The 12,048-nt window shown below is 65.7% G+C and carries 11 protein-coding genes; 7 read left to right on the top strand and 4 right to left on the bottom strand.

Annotated elements, in window-relative coordinates; genetic code table 11:
* Position 1: 1 nt before the first annotated feature.
* On the bottom strand, positions 2-994 hold the full coding sequence (locus tag J0I99_RS15785; RefSeq protein ID WP_291398573.1) for a PfkB family carbohydrate kinase: 993 nt from the start codon (positions 992-994) through the stop codon (positions 2-4).
* Positions 995-1,053: 59 nt separating this feature from the next.
* On the bottom strand, positions 1,054-1,968 hold the full coding sequence (locus tag J0I99_RS15790; RefSeq protein WP_291389683.1) for a helix-turn-helix domain-containing protein: 915 nt from the start codon (positions 1,966-1,968) through the stop codon (positions 1,054-1,056).
* A gap of 85 nt (positions 1,969-2,053) precedes the next feature.
* Between J0I99_RS15790 and J0I99_RS15795 the strand changes: the two genes are divergently transcribed.
* The 7 genes from J0I99_RS15795 to J0I99_RS15825 all read left to right on the top strand — a co-directional run bounded on the left by J0I99_RS15795 (position 2,054) and on the right by J0I99_RS15825 (position 9,206).
* On the top strand, positions 2,054-3,328 hold the full coding sequence (locus J0I99_RS15795; RefSeq protein WP_291398574.1) for an extracellular solute-binding protein: 1,275 nt from the start codon (positions 2,054-2,056) through the stop codon (positions 3,326-3,328).
* A gap of 157 nt (positions 3,329-3,485) precedes the next feature.
* Positions 3,486-4,376: a carbohydrate ABC transporter permease gene (locus tag J0I99_RS15800; protein WP_291398575.1), complete on the top strand. Its 891-nt coding sequence runs from the start codon at positions 3,486-3,488 to the stop codon at positions 4,374-4,376.
* The gene (locus J0I99_RS15805; protein WP_291398576.1) at positions 4,373-5,248 is read left to right on the top strand and encodes a carbohydrate ABC transporter permease; all 876 of its coding nucleotides are present in this window, start codon (positions 4,373-4,375) and stop codon (positions 5,246-5,248) included. The genes J0I99_RS15800 and J0I99_RS15805 overlap by 4 nt, the downstream gene beginning before the upstream one ends.
* A 65-nt stretch (positions 5,249-5,313) precedes the next feature.
* On the top strand, positions 5,314-7,323 hold the full coding sequence (locus tag J0I99_RS15810; protein WP_291398577.1) for an aldo/keto reductase: 2,010 nt from the start codon (positions 5,314-5,316) through the stop codon (positions 7,321-7,323).
* A gap of 171 nt (positions 7,324-7,494) precedes the next feature.
* Positions 7,495-7,887 carry a hypothetical protein gene (locus J0I99_RS15815; RefSeq protein ID WP_291389677.1) on the top strand — a complete coding sequence of 131 codons (393 nt, stop codon included), beginning with the start codon at positions 7,495-7,497 and terminating at the stop codon, positions 7,885-7,887.
* A 12-nt stretch (positions 7,888-7,899) separates the two neighbouring features.
* Positions 7,900-8,409 (top strand): sigma-70 family RNA polymerase sigma factor, encoded by a 510-nt coding sequence (locus tag J0I99_RS15820; RefSeq protein WP_291389707.1) that lies wholly within the window; start codon positions 7,900-7,902, stop codon positions 8,407-8,409.
* Entirely contained in the window at positions 8,406-9,206 is an 801-nt protein-coding gene (locus tag J0I99_RS15825; RefSeq protein WP_291398578.1) for an anti-sigma factor, read from the top strand. The genes J0I99_RS15820 and J0I99_RS15825 overlap by 4 nt, the downstream gene beginning before the upstream one ends.
* An 86-nt stretch (positions 9,207-9,292) precedes the next feature.
* Here the strand turns inward: J0I99_RS15825 and J0I99_RS15830 are convergent, their stop codons facing one another.
* Complete coding sequence (locus J0I99_RS15830) at positions 9,293-10,456, bottom strand: alpha-hydroxy acid oxidase (protein WP_291389706.1); 1,164 nt, start codon at positions 10,454-10,456, stop codon at positions 9,293-9,295.
* A 53-nt stretch (positions 10,457-10,509) separates the two neighbouring features.
* Positions 10,510-11,682, bottom strand: coding sequence for an alpha-hydroxy acid oxidase (locus tag J0I99_RS15835; protein ID WP_291389675.1), 1,173 nt, complete (start codon positions 11,680-11,682; stop codon positions 10,510-10,512).
* Positions 11,683-12,048 lie beyond the last annotated feature (366 nt).

The following is a 12,048-nucleotide window of genomic DNA, read 5'->3' on the forward strand; positions in this document are numbered from 1 at the left end:
CTCAGCCGGCGAGTACGGCCTCGACCTCGCGGCGGGTCGGCGGCACGCAGCCGAAATGCCGGCAGTTCAGCCCCGCCACCACTGCACCGAAGCGCAGCACCTCGCCGAGCGCGGCGGAATCGAGCCCGCGCAACCCGTCCCGGTTCAGCGCGCCGCGTTCGCTGAGAATGGTGAGGATCCCGGCCATCAGCGTGTCGCCGGCACCCACGGTATCGCCGAATGGCACGGCCGGGAAGATTTCCGCGGCGGCCGATCCGGACCGGGTGAAGGCGCGGCTGCCCTCTTCGCCGAATGTGACGACCACCAGCCCCATATTCGGCCTATCGAGGAAATCGGCCACGTATTTCCGGACGATGGCCTCGGTCTCGGCGGCGCTGAAGTCCGAGGCCTTCACCGCCTTGTTGCGCTCGAGCGCGCCAAGATCCTCGATCGAAACCTTCACGAGGTTGACGACATCGAGGAACTGGCTGAGCCGCGCCTTGTAGCCAGTGAAATCCGGCACCAGTGACGGACGCACATTGGGATCCATGGACAGCGTCGCGCCGCGTCGCGCCGCCTCGTTGGCCACGTCCAGCCACACCGCCGCGTCTTCCGGCTCGATCGGGCAGAAGCCGCCGACCTGGAACACCTCCAGCGCCCGGGGCAGCCCGGCGATCAGCCCCTCGCGCGTGAAGGCCCGGTCGGCATTGCGATAGAACCCGTACTGCGCACTCTTTTTGGCATCGAAGGTCACCACCGCCAGCGTCGTGTACGCCTCGACGCGATCCTTCAGCAGCGGCTTCACCCCCGCCTCGGCCAGCGGCCCGAGCAGGTAGGTGCCCAGCCCGTCCGTGCTGATCGGGCACAGGAACCCGGTGTCGTTGCCCAGCTTCGACAGGGCAATGGCACAGTTGTAGGGCGAACCGCCCTGGTGCGCGACGAGCCGGATCGTGCCATCTGGCCCCACCGGCTCGGAAATGAGGTCGATCAGGCTCTCGCCGCCCACCACGAACATGACGCTTCCCCCGCCCTTGATCGGGCATGGTTACAATGCCCGCGCGCGCCAGTTCAAGCTCAGGACGCCAGGGCGTCGGAGGAGAGCAGCGGCATGTCGCGCGCATCGCGCCGGAAGTCCGAGGGCGACATGCCGGCGATCTTGCGGAACGACTTGTTGAAGGCGCTGAGCGAACCGAAGCCCGACTCCATCGCCACGCGCAGCACGTTCGCATCCTCGCGCAGCAACAGCGCCTGGGCGTAGCTGAGGCGGAGCAGGCTCACATATTCGTTGAGCGTCATCCCCGTCGAGCGCTTGAAGATGCTCATGGCGTATTTCGGGTGCAGGTCCGCCGCCGCGGCGATGTCGACGGAGTCGATGTCGCTGAGGAAGTTCTCGGCGATGAAATCGCACATCCGTCCGACGTTGCGGGACGACTGCAATTCAATCGACTCGTGCTGCGGGTCCAGCCGTGGCGAGTTGCCGACCAGCTCGTAGGCCTCGAACCGCACGCGCTCGAGCCGCAGCAACAACTCGTTCACGGCGTGCTGCGACTTCACCGGGTCGCCGGAGCGCGCATAGTCGTTCCAGCGCGCGAAGCTGACCGGATCGGATTCGTCGGTGGCATTGCTGAGCAGCGTTGCGCCCTGCATCAGCCGGTGCGGAATATCCTCGGGCAGCCGCAGGCGGAAGAAGTGCATCAGCGGCAGATGGCCCCCGGCATAGATGGCGTCGTCGGAAAGGTCGTCCATCTGGTGCGGCAGCCCGCCCCAGAACAGCACCAGCTGCCCGGCCTTGAGCGTCAGCTCGTGCGTGTGCATGCGGTAGTGCACGCTGCCCGCGACGATGTAGTTGACCTCCACTTGCGCATGCCAGTGCGGCTTCAGCATCAGCAATGGCGCGGCGTGGAACGTCAACAGGTTGGTCGGCCGGCTCTCCACGCCCGAGCCGTTGGGCTCATAGACGGCACGTACCTTACTTTCCGCCAAGTCCATGTTCCCTTTGTCGCGGACATACCCCTTTGGTCGCATATTCTAACCACGCTTGCCCAAGGTGAGCCAAATGAAAAGGGAGGACTTCATGACTACCACCGCATCGCGTTGGCGCCGCTCGCTCGGCCTGGCCATCGCCGGCGTCTCCATGCTCGCCGTTTCGGCCGCCGCGGCCGCCGAAGTCACCGTCTGGTGCTGGGATCCGAATTTCAACGGCGCCACGATGAAGGAAGCCGCGGCCCGCTACACCGCGGCGCATCCGGACGTGACCTTCAACATCGTCGACTTCGCCAAGGCCGATCTCGAGCAGAAGCTACAGGCGCAGCTCGCCTCGGGCACCACCGAGGGCCTGCCCGATATCGTGCTGATCGAGGACTACGGCGCGCAGAAGTACCTGCAGTCCTTCCCCGGCGCCTTCGAGCCGCTGACCGGCAAGGTCGATTACACCGGCTTCGCGCCCTACAAGGTCGAACTCGCCACGCTCAACGGCCAGACCTACTCGCTGCCCTTCGACTCCGGCGTCACCGGCTTCTTCTACCGCAGCGACTACCTCAAGGATGCCGGCTATGACGACGCCGCCCTGCAGGACATCACCTGGGACAAGTTCATCGAGATCGGCAAGGACGTCGAAGCCAAGACCGGCCACAAGCTGATCAGCCTCGACCTCAACGACGCGGGCCTGCTGCGCATCATGCTGCAGTCCGCGGGCGCCTGGTACTTCACGCCTGATGGCCAGTCGGCCATCGCCGGCAATGCCAAGTTCAAGGCTGCGCTGACCAATTTCGCCCACGTGCTGCAGTCGGGCGTCTACAAGCAGGTGGCGGGCTGGAACGACTACACCGGCGCCTTCACTTCGGGCGAAGTGTCGGGCACCGTCACCGGCGTTTGGATGACCGGCACGATCAAGGCCCAGCCCGACCAGTCGGGCAAGTGGGGCGTCGCGCCCATCCCGAAGCTTGACGGCGTCGAAGGCGCCACCCATGCCTCGAACCTCGGCGGCTCGAGCTGGTACGTCATCGCTTCGTCGGCCGAGAAGGCCGAGGCCACCGACTTCCTCGCCACCGTCTGGGGCAAGGATGTCGACTTCTACCAGAAGATCCTCATCAACCAGGGCGCCCTGGGTTCGCTCCTTGCCGCCCGCGAGGGTGAGGCGTTCAAGGCCAGCGACGCGTTCTTCGGCGGCCAGGCCGTGTGGCAGAACTTCTCCGATTGGCTCGCTGCCATTCCGGGCGTGAACTACGGCATCTTCACCAACGAAGCCGACGCGGCCGTGATCGCGCAGATCCCGGCGCTGAAGGATGGTGGCGACATCGACGCGGCGATCGCGGCGATCGACGCCCAGGTGAAGCAGCAGACCCAGTAAGGTCAGCCAACGGACTGTCGGTCGCCGCGACTCCATTGGGCCAGTGGCGGCCGGCTTCCCTGCCGCAGGGGCAACAGATCCCCGATATCATACCGGCGAAGGCCGGGATGATATCGGGGATCAAAGTCCCTTCGACGATGGCCGCCAGTCGTGAGGAATGACATTGGCACAGGCAAAACTCGCACGCGACGAGCAGTTGAACGGCTGGCTGTTCATCATGCCGGCACTCGTTCTGGTCGGCATCTTCATGATCTATCCGATCCTGTGGTCGCTCTGGATGAGCTTCCAGACCGGACGCGGCATGAACTTCAGCTTTGGCGGCCTGGCCAATATCGAGCGCCTGACACAGGACCCCGTGTTCCAGCGCGCGCTCACCAACACGCTGATCTTCCTCGTCATCCAAGTGCCGATCATGCTGGTCCTGGCGCTGCTGTTCGCGACGGCGCTGAACGACAGCAAGCTCTGGGGCCGCAGCTTCTTCCGCACCGCCATCTTCCTGCCCTGCGTGACCTCGCTGGTCGCCTACTCGATCCTGTTCAAGTCGATGTTCGCCGTCGACGGCGTCATCAACGACTTCCTGATGACCACCGGCCTCGTCGGCTCGCCGATCCCGTGGCTGAGCGACCCCTTCTGGGCCAAGGTCGTGGTCATCTCGGCCATCACCTGGCGCTGGACGGGCTACAACATGATCTTTTACCTCGCCGCCATGCAGAACATCGACCGCTCGATCTACGAGGCGGCCAAGATCGACGGCATCCCGGCCTGGGCCCGCTTCTGGTACATCACCGTGCCGATGCTGAAGCCGGTGATCCTGTTCACCTCGGTGATTTCCACCATCGGCACGCTGCAGCTGTTCGATGAGGTCAACACCATCACGCTGGGCGGCCCGTCGGACTCGACGCTCACCCTCTCGCTCTACATCTACAACCTGACCTTCAAGTTCATGCCCAGCTTCGGCTACGCCGCCACCGTCAGCTACGTGATCGTGGTGCTGGTCGGCATCCTGAGCTTCTTCCAGTTCGTCGTCGCACGGGATCGCAGCAAATGACCGACCAGGCCCTCCCCCTGAGCACGACGCGGACCGAGCGCCGGACCACACGCGCCTTCAACTTTCCGCATCTCGCCGGGCGCACCGCCCTCTACCTGCTGCTTTCGATTGCGGCCTTCGTCTCGATCTTCCCGTTCTTCTGGATGATCGTTTCGGCCACCAATACCGCCGCCGACATCAACACCGGCAAGGCCACGTTCGGAACCGCGCTCTGGGACAACACGGTCGCCTTCTTCACCCAGGTGGATGCGCCGCGCATCTTCTGGAACTCGGCCTTCCTCGCCATCGTCGGCACGGTGCTGACGCTCGCTGTCTCCTCGCTCGCCGGCTACGGCTTCGAGATGTTCAAGAACCGCTTTCGCGAGCGCATCTTCGGGCTGCTGCTGCTGATGCTGTCGATCCCGTTTGCCGCGCTGATGGTGCCGCTCTTCATCATGATGGCGAACTTCAAGCTCATCAACACCTACGCGGCCATCCTGCTGCCGGCGATCGCCTCGATCTTCATCATCTTCTATTTCCGCCAGGCGACGAAGGCCTTCCCCTCGGAACTGCGCGAAGCGGCCAAGATCGACGGGCTCAACGAGTGGCAGATCTTCCTGTTCATCTACCTGCCGGTGATGCGCTCGACCTATGCGGCCGCGATCATCATCGTGTTCATGGCCAACTGGAACAACTACCTGTGGCCGCTGATCGTGCTGCAGACCAACGAGCAGAAGACGATCACCCTAGTCATCCAGTCGCTGAGCTCGGCCTACTACCCGGACTACGGCGTGGTCATGGTCGGCACCGTGTTGGCGACGCTCCCCACCCTCATCATCTTCTTCCTGCTCCAGCGCCGCTTCGTCGAAGGCATGCTGGGCGCGGTGAAATAGCCAATCCCACCTTGCCATGAGCGGCGGACCGTCGCCGCTGCGCCCGACCAATCGAGGAGACTACCATGACTATCACGGCCCCAATCCGCTGGGGGATCATTGGCCCGGGCGCCATTGCCAAGGATTTCCGCCGCGGCGTGCTCGACTCAAAGCTCGGCAAGCTCGAGGCCATCGCCACGCGCAACCCGGGCAAGGAGAGCCTCAGGACCGACTTTCCCGAGGCCCGTATCCTCGACGGCTACGACGCGATCCTCAAGGATCCGAACGTCGACGCGATCTACATCGCCACGCCGCATACCGGCCACGCCGAATGGGCCATCAAGGCCGCCGAGGCCGGCAAGCACGTCCTGATCGAAAAGCCGATGGCGCTCTCGGCCTTCGAGGTCGACGCCATCATCCATGCCGCAAAGAAGGCCGGCACCTTCGCGGGTGAAGCCTTCATGTACCGCCTGCACCCGCAGACGCAGAAGCTGTGGGAGCTGATCAACTCGGGCACCATCGGCGAAGTCCGCTTCGTTTCGGCCAGCTTCGGCTTCCAGATGGGGCGCTTCATCCCCGAGCACCGGATCTTCGCCTCCGACCTCGCCGGCGGCGGCATTCTCGATGTCGGCGGCTACCCGGTCTCGTTCGCCCGCTTCGTCGCGGGCGCCGCTTCAGGCAAGCCCTTTCTCGACCCGATCAAGGTCGTCGGCTCGGCGACGCTCAACGCCGAAGGCACCGACAACCTCGCCGCCGCCGTCCTGCTGTTCGACAACGGCATCACCGCCCAGGTGAGCTGCGCCATCATGGCCAACCTCGAGAATGTCGGTCGCATCATCGGCTCGGAAGGCACGATCGAGGTGCCGGCCTTCTGGTTCGCCAATGGCGACCGCGCCGGCGGCGACGGCAAGATCGACATCATCCGGAAGGACGGCAGCCGCGAGACGGTCAGCGTCGGCAAGCAGCGCCACCTCTATTCGTTCGAGGCGGATGCTGTCGCCGAGGCCATCCTCGCGGGCCGCCAGGAATTCGCCGCCCCCGGCATGACCTGGGCCGACAGCCTCGGTAACGCCCGCGTGCTCGACAAGTGGCGCTCCGACGCCGGCATCGAGTACTCGGTCGAAAAATCGGTGAAGCGCATCAACACCATCTCCGGCCGGCCGTTGCAGGCTGGCGGCTCGGTGATCCCCAAGCGCACCATTCCCGGCGTGCAGAAGCCGGCCTCGGCCGTGGCGCTAGGCTTTGAGGACTTCCGTACCTTCGCCTCCGGCGCCATCCTGCTCGACGCCTTCTTCGAGCGTGGCGGCAACATCTTCGACACCGCCTTCATCTATGCCGGCGGCTACACCGAGAAGCTGTTCGGCGAGTGGCAGAAGTCGCGCGGCGTGCGCGAGCAGGCCGTGGTCATCGGCAAGGGTGCGCATAGCCCGCTGGTCTACCCCGACGTCATCGCCAAGCAGCTGACCCAGTCGCTCGACCGGCTGCAGACCGACTATGTCGACGTCTATTTCATGCACCGCGACAATCTCGACGTGCCGGTCGGCGAGTTCGTCGACGCCATGGATGCCGAGGTCAGGAAGGGCCGCATCCGCGGGCCGTTCGGCGGCTCGAACTGGACCCGCGAGCGCTTCGACGAGGCCATCGCCTACGCCGACAAGCACGGCAAGCAGCGCCCGGGTGCGCTCAGCAACAACTTCGCCCTCGCCGAAATGCTCGACCCGATCTGGGCCGGTTGCGTCACCGCGTCGACCGACGAGTGGAAGCAGTGGCTGAAAGCCCGCCAGATCCCGAACTTCTCGTGGTCCAGCCAGGCCCGTGGCTTCTTCACCGACCGCGCCGGCCGCGACAAGCGCGACAACGAGGAAATGGTCCGCGTCTGGTACAACGACCGCAACTTCACCCGCCGCGACCGGGCGATCGAGCTGGCCGAAAAGCTCGGCAAGAGCCCGATCCACGTCGCCCTCGCCTATGTGCTGGCCCAGGACTTCCCGTCCATCCCGCTCATCGGCCCACGCACCCTGCACGAACTCGACGACAGCCTGCATGCCTTCGACATCAAGCTGACGCCGGAACAGGTGCAGTGGCTGGAGGGCTAGGCTGGGCGCTGGAACTGGCAGCTCCGACGGGCGTCTCCGTTGACGCCCGTCGGGCTGCAACGAGTTCCGTCGGAAAACACTGCCCTCGAGGGAATAACTGCCGCGCCGCGGTGTTGACACCTGTACCGGCCGGGTAAGCCACCCGAGCCGGTCACAATGGAGGACGACACCATGAAGCTCGCACTCGCGCTTGGTACCGCGGCGTTCGCGCTGCTTGCCACCGTGGCCTTCGCCGACGATTACGCCGGCGGCGCCATCAAGACCTCTGACATCGGCGGCAAGCAGGTGCTGACCGACGCCAAGGGCATGACGCTCTACACCTTCGACAACGACAAGGCGGGCGTCTCGAACTGCTACGACAAATGCGCCGCCGCCTGGCCGCCGCTGCTCGCCACCGCCGCAGCTGCGGCCGAAGGCGATTTCACGCTCGTCGACCGCAAGGACGGCAGCAAGATGTGGGCCTACAAGGGGGCGCCGCTCTACCTGTGGGTCAAGGACACCGCGCCCGGCCAGACCACCGGCGACGGGGTCGGCGGCGTCTGGCATACTGCCGTCGAGAAGTAGGCGCGAGCCCGTCTGATGGACTTCCTGGACGAGATCGAAGCGACGGTGCCGGCCTTGCGGCGCTATGCGCGCGCATTGACGCGCAATGCCGATCGCGCCGACGACCTCGTCCAGGACTGTCTCGAGCGCGCCATCCGCAAGCGGAACCTGTTCACGCCCACGGGACCCGTACAGGCCTGGCTGTTCCGCATCCTCATCAACATCTGGCGCAACGACCTGAGGTTCGAGCGCCGCCGTGGAGACCAGATCCCCATCGACAGCCTGATTGCAGAACCGTCCGTCGCCCCGGCCCAGCCCGGACGCATCGCCCTTTCCGAGATGTCGCGCGCCATCGACCGGCTGCCCGACGACCAGCGCGAGGCGCTGCTGCTCGTCGTGCTCGAGGGGCTGAGCTACCACGAGGCCGCCAGCGCGCTTGGCATCCCCGACGGGACGCTGATGTCGCGCCTGGGCCGGGCGCGCGCCACGCTGCGCATGTCGACCGGCACGGCCGACGAGCCGAGACTGAGGTCGATCAAATGACCAACGCCGCACCGATCTCCGAAACCGATCTGCACGCCCTTGTCGACGACCAGCTGACGCCGGAGCGCGCAGCCGAGGTCGAAGCCTGGCTGGCCGGACGCCCCGACAAGGCCGCCGAGATCGCCAACTGGCGCCGCCAGAACGAGGCGCTCGATGCCCTGTTCGGCCCCGTCGCCAGCGAAGCCGTCCCCACTCGGCTCGATCCTCACCTCATGGCCCGCTCGCCGGCCCGCCCGCGCATTGCCTGGACCCGGCTGGCAGCTGCCGCGGTCGTGCTGCTTGCCATCGGCGGCGGTATCGGCTGGTTCGGCCGTTCGTACACCCTCCCCTCCAGCAGCGATGAGCTCATCACCGCCGCGATCGAGGCGCATGCGCTCTACGTCAGGGAGAAGCGCCACGCCGTCGAGGTGGCGGCCTCGGATCGCGACCATCTGGTGTCGTGGCTGTCGAACCGCGTGGAACGGCCGATCACGCCGCCGGACCTTGCCGCCGATGGCTTCAATCTCGTGGGCGGCCGGCTGCTGCCCGGCTACGAGGACGCAACCAACGGCCCGGCCGCCCAACTGATGTACGAGAATGCCGCCGCCGAGCGCGTCACCGTGTTCATCACGGCGGCGCTGGACGACCGCAGTTCCACCTACGAGTTCCTGACCCGCAAGGCGCTCGATGCCTTCTACTGGGCCAACGACAGGATCACCTGCACCGTGGTCGGCGACCTGCCCGAGGATCAGATGAAGGCGGTGGCGAGGAAGGTGTACCAGCAGCTCACCTGGCGTCCCGACGGCGGCGGGGCCTAGCTCGCACCTCGCTCGCGCGTTCTCCGCCTTCGCGAAGCGGCAGCGGCGTGACGTGATGAGGCGAGGGAGCGATCCCCGCCCTTCCCTCAGTGCCCCTGCTGGCGCACCAGGTCGTTCGAATAGATGTTGTGCGGGCCGATATTCCGTACGTCCCGCTCGCCGAGCAGTGCCATGGTGACGTCGGCCTCCTTGCGGATGATTTCGAAGGCCCGCGTCACCCCCGCCTCGCCGCCGGCTCCCAGGCCATAGAGCACCGGTCGCCCGAGCAGAACGCCCTTGGCACCGAGCGCCAGCGCCTTGAGCATGTGCTGCCCCGACCGAATGCCGCCATCCATCAGGATCTCCGTCTTGTGCCCCACGGCATCGACGATCTCGGGCAGCACGCGGATCGAAGACGGCGCCCCGTCAAGCTGACGCCCGCCATGGTTGGAGACGACGATCGCGTCCGCGCCGTGCGAGACCGCCAGTTGCGCGTCCTGCGTATCGAGGATGCCCTTGACGATCACCGGTCCACCGAACCGGTCCTTCACCCAGCCGACTTCCTTCCAGGTGAGACTCTGGTCGAACTGCCCGGCAATCCAACTGGCGAGCGAACCGAGGTCTTCGACATTCTGCGCGTGGCCTACGACATTGCTGAACGTACGACGCTTGGCCCCCAGCATGCCGAAGGCCCAGCCCGGCCGCGTGACGATCTGCGAAATCGAGTTGAGGTTGAACTTAGGCGGCGCCGACAGCCCGTTGCGCACGTCGGCATGCCGGTCGCCAAGGATCTGCAGGTCCATCGTCATGATCAGCGCCGAACACCTCGCCGCCTTGGCCCGATCGATCAGCCGCTCCATGAACGGCTTGTCACGCATCATGTAGAGCTGGAACCAGAACGGCTTGCTGGTCGCCTCGGCGACATCCTCGATCGAGCCAATGCTCATCGTCGAGAGCGAGAATGGGATGCCGAACTTCTCTGCTGCCCGCGCCGCCTTGATCTCGCCGTCGGCCACCTGCAGCCCGCAGATCGCAGCGGGCCCGACGGCCAGCGGCATCGCCGCGGGCTGCCCCACCAGCGTCGTCGCCAACGACCGGTCGCGCATGTCGACGGCGACTCGCTGTCGGAACCTGATCTCGTCGAATTCGGATTCGTTGGCCCGGAACGTGCTCTCCGTCCACGAGCCGCTGTCGGAATACTGAAAGAACATGCGGGGCACGCGACCGCGCGCCCGCTGCCTGAGATCGTTGATCGTCAGTGCTGCACTCAATCCGCTCATCCTACCCTCCTCTTCGGGGCTGAGCGGCGGAGGCTGCCGTAACTCTAGTAGCCCTGCCGCTTCAGCAGATCGTTCGAGTAGATATTGTGGGGGCCGACATTCCTGACGTCGCGCTCGCCCATCAGCGCCATGGTCACATCCATTTCCTTGTTGATGATCTGCAGCGCCCGCGTCACGCCCGCCTCGCCGCCGGCGCCCAGCCCGAAGGCCATGGCGCGACCGACGAACGTGCCCTTGGCGCCCAGCGCCAGTGCCTTGAGCACATCCTGCCCGGAACGGATGCCCGAATCCATCAGCACTTCTGTCCGATTACCCACGGCGTCGACGATCTCGGGCAGCACCCGGATCGAGGACGGGGCGCCATCGAGCTGGCGGCCGCCGTGGTTGGAGACGATGATGCCGTCGGCGCCGTTCTCGACCGCGAGCCGCGCGTCCTCGGCATCGAGGATGCCCTTGACCACGACCGGACCGCCGAAGCGCTTCTTGATCCAGCCGATGTCCTTCCAGTTGAGCGTCAGGTCGAACTGGGTCGCCGTCCACTTGCTGAGCGAAGCGAGGTCGACCGCCTCGGTGACGTGGCCGGCAATGTTGCGGAAGGTGCGGCGCTTGGTGCCGAGCATGCCGAAGGCCCAGGCCGGCTTGGTGGCGATCTCGAACAGGAACTGCGGCGTGATCGGCGGCGGCGCCCTCAGCCCGTTGCGGATGTCCTTGTGGCGCTGGCCGAGGATCTGCAGGTCCATGGTCAGCACCAGCACCGGGCACTTGGCCGCCTTGGCGCGATCGATCAGCCGCTCGATGAACGGCTTGTCGCGCATCACGTAGAGCTGGAACCAGAAGGGCTTGCTGGTGTTCTCGGCCACGTCCTCGATCGAGCAGATCGCCATGGTCGAGAGCGTGAACGGGATGCCGAACTTCTCGGCCGCCCGCGCCGCCTTGATCTCCCCGTCCGCCGACTGCATGCCGGTCGAGCCGACCGGCGCAATGGCGACCGGCATGGAGACCGGCTGGCCCATCATCGTGGTCGAAAGGTTCCGGTCCTCGAGGTTCACCGCTACGCGCTGGCGCAGCAGGATCTTTTCGAAATCGGTGGTGTTGTGCCGGTAGGTCTGCTCGGTCCAGGCGCCGGAATCGGCATAGTCGAAGAACATCTTCGGCACCCGGCGCCGGGCCGCCTTCATCAGGTCTTCGATGGTGAGATACTTGTCGAGATTTGCCATGTGCGCCCCGGGACTTCCGTGGCGGCTTTCTAGGCCGCTGACATGTCAGTGGTCAATGCGACGGAAGGCGATTGAAACCCATGACGTCGGGCCCGGCGGCCTTTCGGCTCCGGGTTATTCGGGCGGGGACCGGCGCGGCGACAGCCAACGCGGTTAGTCCGCAAACAGAACGGCCGTCGCCGCGCCGGTCCGATCGAGGTCTGAGTGAGACCGCTGCCGTGAGGGAGCGTGCGCGGCTGGTTCTCTCCACACCCCTGTTACCAGGACGGGACCTGACCAGTCGGCCGGTTGCCCACGACACCGACCCGCCATGGGACGACTCCCATGACCCTCGATATCCCCCACCGTTCGTTCGTCGCGACCGCC

The organism is Devosia sp., assembly GCF_017307495.1.
In the GTDB taxonomy this organism is placed as follows: Bacteria; Pseudomonadota; Alphaproteobacteria; order Rhizobiales; family Devosiaceae; genus Devosia_A.

Excerpts from the sequence above, each read along its gene's own strand:
- J0I99_RS15790 (WP_291389683.1), bottom strand. The coding sequence starts at position 1,968 with ATGGACTTGGCGGAAAGTAAGGTACGTGCCGTCTATGAGCCCAACGGC.
- J0I99_RS15810 (WP_291398577.1), top strand. The coding sequence starts at position 5,314 with ATGACTATCACGGCCCCAATCCGCTGGGGGATCATTGGCCCGGGCGCC.
- J0I99_RS15835 (WP_291389675.1), bottom strand. The coding sequence starts at position 11,682 with ATGGCAAATCTCGACAAGTATCTCACCATCGAAGACCTGATGAAGGCG.
- J0I99_RS15785 (WP_291398573.1), bottom strand. The coding sequence starts at position 994 with ATGTTCGTGGTGGGCGGCGAGAGCCTGATCGACCTCATTTCCGAGCCG.
- J0I99_RS15795 (WP_291398574.1), top strand. The coding sequence starts at position 2,054 with ATGACTACCACCGCATCGCGTTGGCGCCGCTCGCTCGGCCTGGCCATC.
- J0I99_RS15825 (WP_291398578.1), top strand. The coding sequence starts at position 8,406 with ATGACCAACGCCGCACCGATCTCCGAAACCGATCTGCACGCCCTTGTC.
- J0I99_RS15805 (WP_291398576.1), top strand. The coding sequence starts at position 4,373 with ATGACCGACCAGGCCCTCCCCCTGAGCACGACGCGGACCGAGCGCCGG.
- J0I99_RS15800 (WP_291398575.1), top strand. The coding sequence starts at position 3,486 with ATGACATTGGCACAGGCAAAACTCGCACGCGACGAGCAGTTGAACGGC.
- J0I99_RS15815 (WP_291389677.1), top strand. The coding sequence starts at position 7,495 with ATGAAGCTCGCACTCGCGCTTGGTACCGCGGCGTTCGCGCTGCTTGCC.